At 39.6% G+C, this 17,569-nt stretch carries 12 protein-coding genes; 8 read left to right on the forward strand and 4 right to left on the reverse strand.

What is annotated here, in order from left to right:
- The first annotated feature begins 314 nt into the window (after window positions 1–314).
- The 8 genes from ASU1_RS01270 to ASU1_RS01305 all read left to right on the forward strand — a co-directional run bounded on the left by ASU1_RS01270 (window position 315) and on the right by ASU1_RS01305 (window position 11,166).
- Complete coding sequence (locus ASU1_RS01270; protein WP_014991057.1) at window positions 315–1,583, forward strand: NupC/NupG family nucleoside CNT transporter; 1,269 nt, start codon at window positions 315–317, stop codon at window positions 1,581–1,583.
- A gap of 139 nt (window positions 1,584–1,722) precedes the next feature.
- Window positions 1,723–2,499, forward strand: a complete 777-nt coding sequence (deoC, locus tag ASU1_RS01275) for a deoxyribose-phosphate aldolase (RefSeq protein ID WP_014991058.1) — start codon at window positions 1,723–1,725, stop codon at window positions 2,497–2,499.
- 63 nt (window positions 2,500–2,562) lie between these two features.
- Window positions 2,563–3,282, forward strand: a complete 720-nt coding sequence (gene deoD, locus ASU1_RS01280; RefSeq protein WP_014991059.1) for a purine-nucleoside phosphorylase — start codon at window positions 2,563–2,565, stop codon at window positions 3,280–3,282.
- A gap of 190 nt (window positions 3,283–3,472) precedes the next feature.
- Window positions 3,473–4,417, forward strand: a complete 945-nt coding sequence (argC, locus tag ASU1_RS01285) for an N-acetyl-gamma-glutamyl-phosphate reductase (RefSeq protein WP_014991060.1) — start codon at window positions 3,473–3,475, stop codon at window positions 4,415–4,417.
- A gap of 29 nt (window positions 4,418–4,446) precedes the next feature.
- Window positions 4,447–5,304, forward strand: coding sequence for an acetylglutamate kinase (gene argB, locus ASU1_RS01290; protein ID WP_014991061.1), 858 nt, complete (start codon window positions 4,447–4,449; stop codon window positions 5,302–5,304).
- A 9-nt stretch (window positions 5,305–5,313) separates the two neighbouring features.
- Window positions 5,314–6,495 (forward strand): aspartate aminotransferase family protein, encoded by a 1,182-nt coding sequence (locus ASU1_RS01295; RefSeq protein ID WP_014991062.1) that lies wholly within the window; start codon window positions 5,314–5,316, stop codon window positions 6,493–6,495.
- Between the two features lie 163 nt (window positions 6,496–6,658).
- Window positions 6,659–8,380, forward strand: coding sequence for a transferrin-binding protein-like solute binding protein (locus ASU1_RS01300; RefSeq protein WP_014991063.1), 1,722 nt, complete (start codon window positions 6,659–6,661; stop codon window positions 8,378–8,380).
- Between the two features lie 20 nt (window positions 8,381–8,400).
- Window positions 8,401–11,166 (forward strand): lactoferrin/transferrin family TonB-dependent receptor, encoded by a 2,766-nt coding sequence (locus ASU1_RS01305; RefSeq protein ID WP_014991064.1) that lies wholly within the window; start codon window positions 8,401–8,403, stop codon window positions 11,164–11,166.
- A gap of 50 nt (window positions 11,167–11,216) precedes the next feature.
- Here the strand turns inward: ASU1_RS01305 and rho are convergent, their stop codons facing one another.
- The 4 genes from rho to thrA form a co-directional block, all read right to left on the reverse strand.
- A complete protein-coding gene (gene rho / locus ASU1_RS01310; protein WP_005624302.1) occupies window positions 11,217–12,479 on the reverse strand; it encodes a transcription termination factor Rho in 1,263 nt (420 codons plus the stop codon).
- A gap of 185 nt (window positions 12,480–12,664) precedes the next feature.
- Complete coding sequence (cysK, locus tag ASU1_RS01315) at window positions 12,665–13,615, reverse strand: cysteine synthase A (protein WP_014991065.1); 951 nt, start codon at window positions 13,613–13,615, stop codon at window positions 12,665–12,667.
- 212 nt (window positions 13,616–13,827) lie between these two features.
- Entirely contained in the window at window positions 13,828–14,778 is a 951-nt protein-coding gene (gene thrB, locus ASU1_RS01320) for a homoserine kinase (RefSeq protein ID WP_039194866.1), read from the reverse strand.
- Entirely contained in the window at window positions 14,778–17,234 is a 2,457-nt protein-coding gene (thrA, locus tag ASU1_RS01325; protein WP_014991067.1) for a bifunctional aspartate kinase/homoserine dehydrogenase I, read from the reverse strand. The genes thrB and thrA overlap by 1 nt, the downstream gene beginning before the upstream one ends.
- Window positions 17,235–17,569: the final 335 nt, after the last annotated feature.

Genomic DNA, 17,569 nt, shown 5'->3' on the forward strand with positions numbered 1-17,569 from the left:
AAAATTTTGCGGAATTAGACCGCTTGTATTAAGTATTCATAGCATATAGTGATTTATTTGAGAGTACAAGGTGTTAGTTTCTATCTGGTTAAAAGGCTTTTTCAATGGGTAAAAGAGTATTTGTAAAGAATAAGATTGCCGTGTAAATTAAAGGGTATAGCGTGATTTACCTCTCAAATTTAAAATCTCGTGTGCTTAACAATAAAATTTTAGAGATTTTTTATGTAAAAAAAGGTATAGTGGCGTAACTTTTTTACATGTCATTTTCTTTTGAAGTGATGTTTTCATTCCTTTTACTTTTGAGGTTTTTTCAAATGGGTGCGTTAAATAGTATCTTGGGTATTGTTGTACTCCTGCTGATTGCATTTGCATTATCAAATAACCGTAAAGCAATTAGCCTTCGTACAGTGTTAGGGGCATTAGTCCTACAAGTTGGGATTGGTGCGGTAATCCTTTATTGGGAAACAGGTCGTAAAGGCTTATTAGCTGCAGCAGAAGGTGTGAGTAAAGTTATCAATTATGGTAACGATGGTATCAGCTTCTTATTCGGTGGCTTGGTAAGTGATAAAATGTTCGAAGTTTTTGGTGGCGGCGGTTTCGTTTTCGCATTAAAAGTTCTTCCTCCAATTATTTTCTTTTCATCTCTCATTTCTGTACTTTACTACTTAGGTATCATGCAGATTGTTATTCGTATCCTTGGTGGTGCGTTACAAAAAGTATTAGGTACATCAAAATCAGAATCAATGTCTGCAGCGGCAAATATCTTTGTTGGCCAAACAGAAGCACCTCTTTTAGTTAAACCTTATATTAAATCAATGACTAATTCTGAGTTATTCGCAGTAATGTGTGGTGGCTTAGCATCAGTTGCTGGTGCAGTAATGATTGGTTATGCGGGTATGGGCGTACCTCTACCATATTTAATTGCAGCGTCATTTATGGCAGCACCGGGTGGTTTATTATTTGCTAAGATTCTTCATCCTCAATCAGAACAGTTTAAAGATGAATTAAGCGCAGATGATATCGACGAAAAACCGTCTAACGTAATTGAAGCTGCGGCGGTTGGTGCTTTCTCAGGTATGCAATTAGCAATGAACGTAGGTGCGATGTTATTAGCGTTTATTGCATTAATTGCAATGCTGAACGGCTTTATTGGCGGCGTTTCTTCACTTGTCGGTTATGAAAATGTGACATTACAATCATTATTCGGTTATGTGTTCCAACCTTTAGCATGGCTAATTGGTGTACCTTGGGGAACAGAATCTCAAGTGGCGGGCTCATTAATCGGTCAGAAACTAATTTTAAATGAATTCGTAGCTTATGCTGATTTCGTGAATTACTTAAAACCTGAAGCAGCCGTTGCATTAAGTCCAAAAACAATTGCAATCATCACCTTCTCACTATGCGGTTTTGCAAACTTAAGTTCAATCGCAATCTTAATCGGTGGTTTAGGTGGTATGGCACCAAGTCGCCGTGGCGATGTGGCTCGTATGGGGGTTAAAGCAGTTATTGCCGGTACACTCTCTAACTTAATGAGTGCTGCGATTGCCGGTTTATTTATCGGTATCGGCGGAGCGGTAATGTAAGCGTTACACTTTTAAGTAAATAACACCACTGGAAACAGTGGTGTTGTTGTTTTGAGCTTAGGTAAACGTTTGCGTATGGTTTATAAGACTAAGCGGTCTAATTTTTCTATATTTTTACAAAAGTAAAACGGGGGCTCATATGAGTTTAAAAGATTCAGCAAAAATCGCTTTATCCTTAATGGATTTAACTACATTGAATGACAATGATACGGATGAGAAAGTAATTTCTCTTTGTCAGCAGGGTAAGACGGAATTCGGTACACCAGCAGCAGTCTGTGTTTACCCACGTTTTGTGCCGATTGCCCGTAAAGCATTAAAAGCACAAGGTACGGAGCAAGTTAAAATTGCCACGGTAACGAATTTCCCTCATGGTAATGATGATATTGAAATTGCAGTAACAGAAACCAAAGCGGCAGTTGCTTATGGTGCCGATGAAGTGGATGTGGTATTCCCTTACAAAGCATTAATGGCGGGCAATGAGCAAATCGGTTTTGAGCTGGTTCAACAATGTAAGGCAGTTTGCCAAGCATCAAACGTATTATTGAAAGTGATCATTGAAACCGGCGAACTAAAAACGGCTGAATTAATTCGTAAGGCAAGTGAGATTTCAATTAAAGCAGGCGCAGATTTTATTAAAACCTCAACAGGTAAAGTGCCGGTAAATGCAACTTTAGAATCAGCACGTATTATGTTAGAAACCATTCGTGACTTAAATGTAGCAGATAAAGTTGGCTTTAAAGCGGCAGGCGGCGTAAAAACAGCGGAAGAGGCAGAACAATATTTAGCGCTTGCGCAAGAAATTTTAGGTCGTGATTGGGTAAGTGCGGCCCACTTCCGTTTCGGCGCTTCAAGTTTATTAACTAACTTGTTAGCTGCCTTAAATGGACAGGCAAACCAAGAAGTAAGCGGCTACTAAGGTAAGCGGTTTAATTTTATTAATTTTTTACACACTAAATAGCAACAATAGAGGAAATTAACAATGACTCCACATATTAACGCACCAGAAGGTGCATTTGCAGATGTAGTAATTATGCCGGGTGACCCACTTCGTGCTAAATACATTGCAGAAACTTTCTTAGAAAATGCAGAACAAGTAACAGACGTTCGTAATATGTTCGGTTATACCGGTACTTATAAAGGTCGTCGTATTTCTGTGATGGGTCACGGTATGGGTATTCCTTCTTGCTCAATTTATGCAAAAGAACTGATTACAGAATACGGTGTGAAAAAAATCATCCGTGTAGGTTCATGTGGTGCAGTACGTCAAGATGTAAAAGTGCGTGATGTAATTATCGGTACTGGTGCTTGTACAGACTCAAAAGTAAACCGTATTCGTTTCCGTGATAACGATTTTGCGGCAATTTCTGACTTTGATATGACATTAGCAGCAGTACAAGCAGCAAAAGAAAAAGGTGTTTCAGTACGCGTTGGTAACTTATTCTCAGCAGATTTATTCTATACACCGGATGTGGAAATGTTCGATGTGATGGAAAAATACGGCATTTTGGGTGTGGAAATGGAAGCGGCTGGTATTTATGCGGTAGCAGCAGAATACGGTGCGAAAGCGTTAGCGATTTGTACAGTTTCAGACCATATCCGTACTGGTGAACAAACTTCATCAGAAGAACGTCAATTAACCTTTAATGATATGATTACGATTGCATTAGAGTCTGTGTTAATTGGCGATAAAGCTGAATAAGCGGTCAATTTTCCGAATTATTTTGCAAATCCTTCGAGGTGAAGATCTCGGAGGATTTTTTTATATGCGTGTAATAGCATTAATTTGATTAATTATTCATTTTTTATGAATTTTTATTCTGCTTTGTGTTTGAAATTACATCTGAATAAGAGTAAGATATTTAATGTTTTAACAGCAATAAGGATTTATGATGAGCAAATATAAAATTTTTGTGGACGGAGCAGTCGGTACAACCGGTTTACGTATTTTTGATCGTCTTGCCAGTGCGAAAGATATAGAGCTATTAAGCCTGCCGGAAGAATTACGTAAAGATCTTAATGCAAGAGTAGAAAAGGTAGCAGAAGCGGATCTAACTTTTCTTTGTTTACCAGACGAAGCTTCTAAAGAATTAGTAGCACATGCTCCGGCAAATGCAAGAATTTGTGATACTTCAACCGCCCATCGTGTGAATCCAGATTGGACTTATGGCTTTGCTGAGCTTTCTGGGCAGTTTGAAAAAATTCAAAATGCGAATCGAGTTGCCGTACCGGGTTGTCATGCTACGGGTTATATTGCGTTAGTTCGCCCTCTTATTGAAAAAGGTGCACTGAGTGCTGATTATCCGCTTTCTTGCCATTCTCTCACCGGCTATTCCGGCGGCGGTAAATCGATGATTGCCGAATATCAAAATCCAGATCGTGAACAAAAATTTAATGCCCCTCGTGTTTATGGACTAGCTCTTAAACATAAACATTTACCGGAAATGCAAGCGCTTACCGGTTCAAACCATTCTCCTATTTTCACACCGGTGGTTGCCGACTATTACAGCGGAATGTTGGTGACTGTGCCGCTTCCTGTTTCAGCCCTTTCACAAGCGGTCAATTCTGCCGAAAAAATTGCAAATTTATTCAGTGAATATTATCAAAACTCAAAATTAATTAAGGTTCACCCAGTTTGTAGCTTACCTGAAGACGGAATGTTGGCGGCGAATGAATTTAGCGGTAAAGACAGCCTTGAAATCTTTGTTTACGGTAATGAAACACAGTTATTATTGTGTGCACGTTTCGATAATTTAGGTAAAGGCGCATCTGGTGCGGCAGTACAATGTATGAACATAATGTTAGGCCGTGAAGAAACAGCCGGACTAGACGTATAGTCAGCGTGAGATATTATTTGGGGTTTAAAATGTTACAAAACGAAGTTGAAAATTTTGCAAATCTTTTAGAAAAAGCGACCGTTTATCTTGCACCGTTTCGAGAAAAAATTATCGTGGTGAAATACGGCGGTAATGCGATGATCAATGAAGATCTTAAAAAATTGGTGATGCAAGATATTTTATTGCTGAACCAATTAGGCGTGAAAGTGGTATTAGTACACGGTGGTGGCCCGGAAATTTCACAAGGCGTGAAATTACTCGGCAAAGAGCCGCAATTTATTAATGGCTTACGTGTCACCGACCAAGATACGATCAATGTCGTATTGCAAATGCTTGCCGGTAAAGTGAATAAAAGTTTGGTAGCGTTATTGAAAGGTAAAGGTGTCGGTTTATGCGGTATTGACGGCAATATGTTGCAATGTGAAAAGTTACAAGGCGAAGTAGATTACGGCTTTGTCGGCGAAATCGTTAAAGTGAATACCCAATTATTGGATCTTGCGTTAAATGCAAATTTAATTCCGGTGATTTCTACGGTTGGTGTGGATGAGCAAGGTGTCGCTTACAATATCAATGCGGATACGGCGGCGAGTGAAATTGCGATGGCGTTAGGGGCGGCGAAATTAGTCAGTATGACGGACATTGCCGGCTTGTTACGAGATCGCTTTGATGAAAGTACGCTGATTCCGGAAGTGGAAGTCAGCGAAGTACAAGGCTTAGTCGATCAGGGCATTATTGCCGGCGGTATGATTCCGAAAATTGCTTGTTGTACCGATTTTATTAACGCCGGTGGTATTGAAGCGAATATCATTGACGGCCGTGTGCCGCACGCCATTTTAGTGTCATTATTCGGTGGCAAAAATGGTACGCTTTTTTATAAAAATAATTAGGAAGAGAAAATGAACAGCAACGACATCAAACAATTAGATACAGATTATATCGCTCAAACTTACGGCAGATTTAATCTCGCCCTTTCACACGGAAAAGGTTGTGATGTATGGGATTTTGAAGGCAATCAATATTTAGATTTTACTAGCGGTATCGGCACCAATAGCCTCGGCTGGGCGGACGATAGTTGGCTGACTGCGGTAACTACTCAGGCAGGTAAATTACAGCATACTTCAAATTTATTCTTTACTGAGCCGTCTGGGGTACTGGCAAAAAGTTTGGTTGAAGCAAGCGGTCTAAAACGAGCATTTTTTTGCAATTCGGGTGCAGAAGCGAATGAAGGGGCAATTAAAACCGCGCGTAAATATAGCCATGACAAATACGGCAAAGGCAGAGCGACCGTACTCAGTTTAGTCAATTCATTTCACGGGCGTACGATTTCAACCCTTGCTGCAACAGGGCAAGATGTGTTTCATCAACATTTCTTTCCGTTTACGCAAGGTTTTGAACATACACCGGCGAACGATTTAAATGCCTTACATACACGCCTTGAACAAGATGATGTGTGTGCGATTATTTTAGAAATCGTACAGGGCGAGGGCGGTGTTTGTGCATTAGATACTGAATATTTACAAGGCATACAAGCGATTTGCCAAGCCAAAGATATCATTTTGATTATTGATGAGGTACAAACCGGTATCGGGCGCACCGGAAAATTATTTGCTTATCAGCATTTCGGTTTACAGCCGGATATTATCACGCTTGCCAAAGGCTTAGGCGGCGGTTTACCAATCGGTGCTTTCGTATTAGGTGACAAATGCCAAAATACACTCGGTAAAAGCGATCACGGTTCAACCTTTGGGGCAAATCCGGTCTGTTGTGCGGCTGCAAATGCAGTATTAGCTAAAATGGATGAAAGATTCCTTGCCGATGTTGCGGCTAAAGGCGAAAAATTACGTGTGGCATTACTCACGTTGCCAAAAGTAAAATCAGTTTCCGGTTTAGGGTTAATGCTTGGTATTGAGTTTGAAGATGAGGTAAAAGCGGCTGACGTGGTAGCGAAAGCAATTGAAAAAGGCGTATTGACGCTCACCGCCAAAACTAAATTACGCTTATTACCACCATTAATTATTTCAGAAGAACAAATAGAACAAGGCGTAGCAGTGCTTAAAGAAGTCTTAGAAAGTTTCTAAGCGGTCGCATTTTCTCTCACCTTTTTGCAATAAAAATCCCTTTTAAGTTATCCAGACTTAGAAGGGATTTTTTATTGATTTATTAACATATATAGAAATTTACAAATAATAAGATTATTGCTAATATAAATGATAATTATTTTCATTTATAAAAGGAGAAAGAATGAAATTTAAAAAATCTTACATTGCTACACTATTCTCTAGCTTACTACTAGTTGCTTGTTCAAACAATAAAGGTGACTTCGGTTTAGAAAATACACAGGAAAAACCATATAAATATACCCCTAAAAAGCCAAAGCCGATTGAATATGGCGATGACATTACACAAGTAAAGTCGTATGAAGAATTACCTGAATTATTACAGCCCGCTTTAGGTGCAGCCACCGCTATTCCCCGCCGTATCTTCAACCCCAAAGCATCCGAAGAAGCATTTGTTAGTATATTACCTAGAGATATTCATAAAATTGAGGGCAAGTTAGATGAACTTCCCTATCAAGAAGAAATGCTAAAAGACCCAGCTGCGAAATCCAAAGTTTTAGTCCATTCCTATGATGAAAAAAGAACGTTAAGTAAATTAAAGAAACCGAATTATGTGCGAGCGGGTTTTGTTTTTGTCGATGAGTCAGGGCTGGCGAAGTATCAAGATCCAAAAACGGGTAAAGACGTATATCGATATGGCAAAATTGGTTATCTTTTCTATAAAGGGATCGAGCCCGCTAAATCTCTTCCTGTAGATAAAGTGATTGAGTATGTTGGTACGTGGGATTTCACTACGGATGCACAAAAAGGTCGCCCTCCACAAGGGTTTAATGACGCGCCTTCTGCTGGTGACCGTGTCGGTGCAATTTCCTTTGATGAGCCGACAAATGAAGATCCAAATAAAGGCGATATAGGTCATCGTAGTGAATTTACCGTTGATTTTGGTAAAAAAGAGTTAAAAGGGGCGTTATATCGCAACAATGTTGTTTACGGAGATACAGAAAAGAAAGCGGATAAAGTTAAACGCTATGATATTTCTGCAAAAGTTTTTGGAAATCGCTTCAGAGGCAGTGCAACGGCAGCAGATAAGCAAACCGTTTATTGGAAAGACGATGCAACGTTAGAAGGCGGTTTTTATGGGCCAAACGCAGAAGAATTAGCAGGAAAATTCTTAGCTAATAATTATTCACTCTTTGGTGTTTTTGCAGCACAACAAACCGGAAAAAGTGAAGCGGAAACAAAATTTGATGCGGTTCAGGTAGATCTAAAAGAGGCTAAAAAACTGAAGATGGACACGTTTGGTTACGCTAACCAAATTGTGGTCGATGGAAAAGTTATTCCATTAATAAATCAAGGCAGCTCGGAACATACAGTTGCAAATAAATCTGTAAAAGTCACCGCTTGCTGTGAAAATTTAGGTGACGTGAAATTTGGTTCACTCAATATAGAAGGGGAAAATTCACGTATTTATTTAGTTGGAGAGCGAACAGCCGTTAAAGATTTACCGCAAAAAGGCGAGGTTACTTATAAAGGAAGTTGGCAAGGGGAATTTACTCATAAACAAAATGGAGAAGTATGGCATACGCCGGATAAAAGTACTGCTGAATTTATTGTTAATTTCTCAGATAAAACGATTCGAGGAGGATTTGGCTCTGGACCTGTAAGTTCAAGCGTTTTATCGTTGGAGCAAGGAAAAATTGAACAAAATGGCTTTACAGGCGAGGTTCGTACTTTAAAAGATGGATTCCGTATTTCTGATCAATCTACGGTACATATCAATGCAAAAGTAAACGGTGGGTTTTATGGCTCAAATGCTTCTGAGTTAGGAGGCACACTGTTGAGTGATGAAGCCAAGAATGATAAAGCCACAGGGGTATTTGGGGCAAAACGTCAAGTACAGAAATAATTAAAAAAGGAGAAAATGACGTGAAAAAATTCGATTTCAATTTTACTTATATTGCGATTCAGTCAGCACTATTAATGTTCTCAAGTGGTGTGGTTGCTGATACAAATAGTGGAGAAGCAACCTTGGATGAGATTTCAGTAAAAGCAAAAGCTGAAGCCTATCGCCAACAAAATGAAGTAACAGGATTGGGGAAAATCACAAAAAATATTCAGGATCTTAATAAACAACAAGTATTAAATATTCGAGATCTGACTCGTTATGACCCTGGAATTTCTGTGGTAGAACAGGGGAGAGGGGCAACAAATGGTTATTCGATTAGAGGTGTTGATCGAAATCGAGTTGCATTAATTGTAGATGGACTACCGCAAATTCAATCTTACAAGAGCCAATCACTCAATGCTAAAAGTGGTGCAATTAATGAAATTGAATACGAAAACATTCGAGCCATTGAATTTAGTAAGGGGGCAAGTTCTTCGGAATATGGCAGCGGTGCGTTAGGTGGAGCGGTCGGATTTCGTACAAAAAATGCAAGTGATGTGATTAAAGAAGGGCAAAATTGGGGCTTAGATAGCAAAACAGCTTATGTAAGTAAAAACCACCAGTTAATGGAATCATTGAGTTTTGCTGGGCGTTCAGGTGGTCTTGAAGGACTTATCCAATATACACATCGTCAAGGGAAAGAAACAGATATTCATAAAGACGCAACAAACATTACACAGAGTTTTTTCCGAGTAGTGCCAGATGATTTTAATCTTGATAAAAAAGCGAGCCATAATTGGTTTGTTTTAAAGGAAAATTGCCCAACAGGCAAAGGCGACAGAGCAGGTTGTGTACCACGCCCTACTTCTCAAGGTGCAAAAGTAATAAAAGACTCTACCAAGGCACAGGATTATACCGGCGATGGTCGAATTGTTCCTGATCCAATGAAATATCGCTCAGGTTCTTGGCTTGTTAAATTGGGTTACCAATTTTCGCCTAATCACTCAGTAAATACAGTCTTTGAACACACTAAACAACGTTATAGCATCCAAGATATGACAGTTCCTAAATATGGCAGTTTGCTATATAACGGAAAAGGACAACTTGATAAGAAAAAAACAGAAGTGGAGTATTCTCTATTTGGTCGAAGTTATTATGATAAAGATCCTTCAGAAGCAATAGGATACGGTGATTGGAGCACTTTTTGGAGTAAGTCATCATTTTATGATGAATGGCATACTAAACGTCGTTTAGGAATGGAGTACCAATATAAGAGTTTGAATGATAAGGCCATTTTTGATCGCATTACAGCCAATTTAGATCAGCAGAATATTCGTATCTTAACGGATTGGAAGTCTTTACGTTGTAGCCCGTATCCAACAGTGGATAAAAATTGCAAAGTAACAGCAGATAAGCGAGATTCTCGAGCGAGTACAGAACGAAATATTTATAAAGAGCAGCATAAGCAAGCTAAGCTTACTTTTGAGAAGGATTTATCGATAGGTAATACGCTACATTTATTGAATTTATCAATGAGTTATGACCGAATGCGTTCAAATCATAAACGAGATAACTATGGTTCTGATTATATTTACTATACAAAAGACGCAAAAAGTTTAGATGAAACGACCGCTTATCGTGATGTTGGTTCAGATAAAATAGGCACTTATCAATCACCATTAATTGTAGAGAAAAATTTTGCCCGAGTGAAACACGATAATTTCTGCAAAGAATATGGGATTGATGGCGGACGGAATAAAGGCGTTACAGATTGCTCTGCACATATTATCAAAGGACAACATTACTCAATTGGATTAAGTGATCGTATTTTCTTTGGTGATAAAGTAGATCTTGGCTTTGGTGGCCGTTATGACTATCATCGCTTTAAATCAGATGATCATTGGACGTCAGCAGGAAGTTTTAAAAACTTCTCTTGGAGTACAGGTTTAACTTTACGTCCTATTCAACCTGTGGCGCTTTCATACCGCATTTCTAGCGGTTTCCGTGTGCCATCATTTGATGAAATGTTTGGCTATCGTATTCCTGGTGCAGAAGATAGTAAGTATTGGGACGAAGATCACCGCCGAGCAGATTTTGCACCAGAAAAAGCGTTAAATCAGGAAGTGGGTATTGCATTTAATGGCGATTTTGGTTCACTTGAGGTAAGCTATTTTGATGATCGTTATAAAGATTTGATTACTTTTGCCAAAAGGAAAGGGCTTGATGGGCAAAGTGGTTTCTACAATCTGCACGCTATCAAATTAACCGGAATTAATGTTGTCGGTAAATTGAATTGGAATGGCATTTGGTCGGCATTACCTGAAGGGCTTTATTCAAATTTAGCTTACAATAGAATCAATGTGAAAAATGTGAGCACAAAACCAGGTTATGTATTTGTTACGAACCCATTGTTAGATTCTATTCAGCCTGCTCGCTATATTGCAAGTCTTGGCTATGATGAGCCAAATGGAAAATGGGGGATAAACAATATTTTTACTTACTCAAAAGGTAAAAATGCGAATGAGCTTGTTGGCACTCGCTTCCATTACTCAGGAGATATTCCACAGAGTGCAACTGTTCAACGAACCAAATCTTGGTACACATTTGATATGATAGGCTATTACCAGCTAGCAAAACATTTCACACTACGAGCTGGTGTATATAATCTAATGAATCGTAAATACAATACTTGGGAAGCAGTTCGCCAATCTTCAGTGAATAGCGTAGTACGTATTCAGAACCGTGGACATTCGAGCTATGCTGCACCGGGGCGAAACTATGTACTAAGTTTAGAAGCCAAATTTTAGCGAAGATTAGTATAAGAAAAAGGCACTCTTTCGAGTGCCTGTATTTTGCATTATGAACGTTTCATTACTTCGAAGAATTCTTCGTTAGTTTTTGCAACGCTAAGTTTATCAATTAACCATTCCATTGCAGCCACTTCATCCATTGGATTCAGTACCTTACGTAACATCCACGCATTGCGGTGTTCTTCTGGCGACATTAATAAGTCATCTTTACGTGTACCAGAACGGTTAAACTCAATAGCCGGGAATACACGGCGTTCCGCAATTTTACGAGAAAGGTGTAATTCCATATTACCGGTACCTTTAAATTCTTCGAAAATAACTTCATCCATTTTCGAACCTGTATCAACCAATGCGGTTGCGATAATGGTTAAGCTACCGCCTTCTTCTACGTTACGAGCTGCACCGAAGAAACGTTTTGGTCTGTGTAATGCGTTTGCATCCACACCACCGGAAAGGATTTTACCTGAAACAGGGGTCACAGTATTGTAAGCACGAGCAAGACGAGTGATTGAGTCTAATAGAATAACCACGTCTTTCTTGTGTTCTACCGAGCGTTTTGCTTTTTCAATTACCATTTCTGCCACCTGTACGTGACGTGTTGCCGGCTCATCAAAAGTTGAGGCAATTACTTCGCCGCGTACGGTACGTTGCATTTCGGTAACCTCTTCCGGACGTTCGTCAATCAGAAGTACGATCAATTCACATTCTGGGTAATTATGCGTAATACTTTGCGCAATATTTTGTAGTAGAACGGTTTTACCAGCTTTTGGTGGAGCTACGATCAAACCACGTTGACCTTTACCGATTGGAGATGCTAAATCAAGAATACGTGCGGTTAAATCTTCGGTTGAACCGTTTCCACGCTCCATTTTTAAACGTGAATTTGCGTGTAATGGCGTTAAGTTTTCAAATAAGATTTTGCTGCGAGAAACTTCAGGTTTGTCATCATTAACAAGATCAACTTTTAATAATGCAAAGTAGCGTTCACCTTCTTTCGGCGGGCGAATTTTACCTTCGATTTTATCACCGGTTTGAAGATTAAAACGGCGGATTTGGCTTGGTGAAACATAGATATCATCAGGACCAGCGAGGTATGAACTGTCTGCCGAACGTAAGAAACCGAAACCGTCAGGAAGAATTTCTAATACGCCTTGGCCAAAGATATCTTCACCGCTTTTAGCGTGTTGTTTGAGGATTGCAAAAATAATGTCTTGTTTACGTAAACGAGCTAAGTTTTCTAAGCCCATTTGATTTTCACCCATTTCGACAAGTTCCGAAACCGGTGTATTTTTTAATTGAGTAAGATGCATAGGAAATATATTGATTATGAAAAAAATAGATTGGAAATCTGTATGATACGGAATGCCGTAATTTGACGGTCGAGGATTATACAGCAAATAGCCTAATTTTGCAAATTTTTTGCGAAATTTAACCGCTTGTAACGTGATATTAGAAATGAAATGCCGGCATTTTGCCGGCATTTTGTGTGAATAGATTAAATTTCTACACCTTCAAATAATAGTGTACTTAAATAGCGTTCTGACGCAGATGGGAGAATAGCAACGATTTGTTTATCGGCAAATTCCGGTAATTTTGCAAGACGATCCGCTGCTGCAACTGCCGCACCGGATGAGATGCCAACTAAAATACCTTCTTCCGCCATGATTCTGCGCGCAGTTACAATCGCTTCTTCACTTGAAACTTGTTCAACGCGGTCGATTAAGCTTAAATCTAAGTTTTTAGGAATAAAACCTGCGCCGATACCTTGGATTTTATGTGGACCCGGTTTTACTTCTTCACCATTTAAGGTTTGCGTGATAACCGGTGATTCTTTCGGCTCAACTGCGACAGAAAGAATTTGTTTACCTTGATCTTGTTTGATGTAACGAGAAATGCCGGTAATCGTACCGCCAGTACCTACGCCTGCTACAATCACATCCACATTACCTTCGGTTGCATTCCAAATTTCAGGACCAGTTGTTTGCTGGTGAATTGCCGGATTAGCAGGGTTTTCAAATTGTTTTAAAATCACATAACGATTCGGATCGCTCGCCACAATTTCTTCCGCTTTGGCAATTGCACCTTTCATACCTTTTGCTCCTTCGGTTAATACAAGGTTAACGCCTAAACCACGTAATAAACGTTTACGCTCAGTACTCATTGTTTCCGGCATGGTAAGCGTGATTTTATAACCACGTGCGGCTGCTACGTAAGCCAATGCAATACCTGTGTTACCGCTAGTTGCATCTACGATTTCTTTACCTTCAGTTAAAATACCATCTTTTTCTGCTTGCCATACCATATTGGCACCGATACGGCATTTTACGCTGAAACTTGGATTACGAGATTCGATTTTTACTAATAAGTTGCCGTTTTGACCAAAATTTTTTAAACGAACAAGAGGGGTATTACCAATAGTATAAGAATTGTCTGCATAGATAGTCATAATTATTAATTCCTTTAGTATGAATAAGAGGTTGAGGTGAGAATACGTTATTTTGGATAAAGATGTTAGTGGTGAAAATTTATTTTATATAACTGAAAGATATATAGACTGTACCACCTTCACATAAGCGGTTTTAGGACATAAAAAGCGGTCTAATCTTACAAATTTTTTGCAAAATTAGACCGCTTGTAACTAACTAAATTAGCGGGTAATTATTTCAACTCTCGTGCGCCTTGATTATCGACTTTACAAATATGGATAAATCCTTCGTTGTTTTGCAGATATTCTTTTTCAAGGTAAGCAACCAGTTTTTGAGCGTGTTCCAAATCCGGAGCGATTGCATACATTGTCGGGCCGGAACCTGAAATACCTACCGCTAATGCACCTAAATCTTTGCAACCTTGGCGTACAACTGGGAAGTTTGGCAACAAGTTTTCACGATAAGGTTCAGCAATCAGATCTTTCATCATTGTTGCAGCCAATACGTCTTGATGCGTATGGCAAGCGTGCACAAATGAGCCAAGATAGCGTGCTTGTTGAATCATATCTTGACGAGTATAGTTTTTCGGTAAAATCGCACGAGCTTCTGCAGTCGAAACTTCCACGCCTGGATAAGCTAATACCCAATACCACTCATCAAAGAACGGAATGGTTTGGCAAATATTACCAAGTGATTGGGTCATTAACTGCAAACCGCCTAAATAACACGGTGCGACGTTATCGTAATGGATTGAACCGGAAATACGTCCTTCTAATTCCCCCATCATTTCTAACAATTCCATTTTTGAGAACGGTTCGTCATGGAATTTATTTAACGCAACTAATGCCGCTACGATTGAACAAGCACTTGAGCCTAAACCGGAACCAATCGGCATATTTTTTTCAAGGGTAAGGCGTAAATTTTTGACTGAGCCACCTCGTAATTTCAAGCGTTCGCTAAATAATACGTAGGCTTGATAAACGATGTTTTTTTGTGGCTCTTTCGGTAATTTACGTACGAAATAACCGGCACTTTCCAATTCAAAGGCGGTTTCGCAATCTTCAATTTGTACCACGTCACCGAGTAACGAACCGTCAATCGGTGAGATTGCCGCACCTAAAGAGTCAAAACCTACGCTAAGGTTAGCACTAGAAGCGGGAGCATAAATTCGTAACATTGTCATTAGTTTGCGCCTCCTTGGAGTGTGCGAAGAATATCGGCAAAAATACCTGCGGCAGTTACATCAGTTCCTGCACCATAACCTCTTAATAAGAGAGGAATCGGACTGTAGTAACGGGTTAAGAATGCAAGTGCATTTTCACCGTCTTTTACTTTATAAAGCGGATGGTTTTCATCGACAGCTTCAATTGCTACACGGCATTTATCGCCGGTAATTGAGCCGACATAACGTAATACTTTGCCTTCCGCTTTTGCTGCTTGAACACGTTGAGCAAATTCTGAATCGACTTCCGGTAATACTTTTAAGAATTCTTCCTTGCTCATGCCTTCAGAGAAGCCTTTCGGTAATACGCCTTCAACTTCGATATCATCGAATTCCAATGCTAAACCGGTTTCACGCGCAAGAATTAACAGCTTACGCGCTACGTCCGCCCCCGAGAGATCATCACGAGGATCTGGCTCAGTGAAACCTTTTTCTTTCGCAATTAAAGTTGCTTCTGAAAGGCTTAAGCCTTCGTCTAGTTTTCCGAAGATAAATGAAAGTGAACCGGATAAAATCCCTTCGAATTTTTCTACTTCATCACCGGCAGCCAGCAAATTCTGTAAGTTTTCAATTACCGGTAAACCTGCGCCTACATTTGTTTCGTATAAGAATTTATGCTGACCTTGGCGAGCGGCATCACGAAGCTCTTGGTAATATTGATAGCTACCTGTATTCGCTTTTTTATTTGGCGTTACGACGTGGAAACCTTCTTTTAAGGCTCGAGTATAAAGGTTTGCTACAGATTGTGCTGCAGTACAGTCAACAAATACCGGGTTAACTACATGATGCAATTTGATAAATGATAACAATACGTCAAAGTCTGAAGGTTGAGTTGCCGTTTCTAAGTCGCTTTTCCAGTTATCTAAATTTAAACCGTTTTCATTGAGTAACATTTTGTCGGCATTTGCTAATGCACATACTCGAATTTCAATGTCCTTCTTTGCTAAAAAATCTTTTTGTTGTTTGATTTGCTCGATTAATTCGCCGCCAACACCACCGACCCCAACGAGAAAGACATCAATTGATTTTTTATTGCTAAATAAACCTTGGTGAGTCGCTTTTACCGCTTCAATTGCTTTATTCATCGGAACTACTGCAGAAATTGAACGTTCTGACGAACCTTGTGCAATCGCAACAATACTGATATTTGCTTGCGCAAGTGATGAGAAGAAACGAGCAGCAACACCTTTCGCGGTACGCATACCGTCACCAACTACCGAAATAATTGAAAGCTCACGAATCATATCAATCGGATCTAAATCGCCGTTTGTAAGTTCTTGAGCAAATTCCGCATTTAAACAAGCGGTCGCTTTTTCGGCAAATTTTGCAGGTACACAGAAGCTAATACTGTATTCAGAAGAAGATTGGGTAATTAAGATGACTGAAATACCGGCTTTTGACATGGTAGAGAATACACGAGCAGCCATGCCGACCATACCTTGCATACCAGAACCCGAAACGTTAAACATTGCAACGTTATCAAGGTTAGTAATACCTTTCACTTTTAAGCTGTCGGTTGCTACGTTACCGTCAATTAATGTGCCTTTTGCATCAGGATTTGCGGTATTTTTAATTAAGCACGGGATATTTAACGGGACTAACGGGCCGATGGTACGTGGGTGAATCACTTTCGCACCGAAGTAGGAAAGCTCCATCGCTTCTTGGTAACTCATTGACTCTAAACAAATCGCTTCAGGCACTAAGCGAGGGTCACAGGTATAAACACCGTCCACATCCGTCCAAATTTCGCAACAATCCGCTTTTAAGCAAGCAGCTAAACACGCAGCCGAATAGTCAGAACCGTTACGACCAAGTAATACGAGTTCGCCATTTTCATTACCAGCGGTAAAACCAGCCATTAACACCACGTTTTTCTTCGGAATTGAATCTGCATCAACACGCTTGGTCGATTCGGTAATATCTACTGAAGATTCTAAATAACTACCATGAGCTAATAATTTTTCAACAGGATCAATGCGAGTAACTTCATAACCTTTGGCTTCGAACCAAGCTTGCATCATTGCGATTGATAATTTTTCACCACTGCAGTGAATGGTTGCCGCTACATTATCCGGCAATGCTTTTGTTTTTGCCGCTTCGCTCGCAACATCTTGAATTTGGGTCAGTTCCGCTGCGACTAAAGCTAATAAACCATCACGATCCACATTATTATTTACTGCATAGAGACCATTAATAATGTTGTGGAAGATTTCAGTTGCTTCTTTGAGATTGGATTCGAAAGATTCGCCAATAATTGCTTTATCAACAATAGCGACAAGATGATTGGTGATTTTAGCCGGAGCGGAAAGTACACCTGCCGCTTGGTCTTTTAAGTGTGCCTTTTCGATGATATCGGCCGCTTGCATAAAGCGTTCCGGGTTAGCAAGCGATGTACCGCCAAATTTAAGAACTCGCATAGTTTCTCCTGATGTTTAGTTTGATGTTTGCAAATTTGGATATAAAAAAACCCGCTTATAATGCGGGTTTGGTTAATTCTTTCCGTTTTACTGGTACAGACACCCGCACTATGCTTTATACATAATGGTAATAGTGCTGCCGGTGGTAATGATAAAACGATTCATATTATCTGTTTCTGTATAGTTAATTAAAACGGTGATGTATGGAGAGAATGGGGGAAAGCGTTTGCTTTGTCAATGGCTTTTTGCGGAAATAATGTTCAGTTATAACAAGAAAGGAGTAAAAAGATTAAAAAATAACATTTTTTTGATTTAGATTAAAAATGGTGCTTTTC

Source organism: Actinobacillus suis ATCC 33415, from assembly GCF_000739435.1.
GTDB classification, from domain to species: Bacteria; Pseudomonadota; Gammaproteobacteria; order Enterobacterales; family Pasteurellaceae; genus Actinobacillus; species Actinobacillus suis.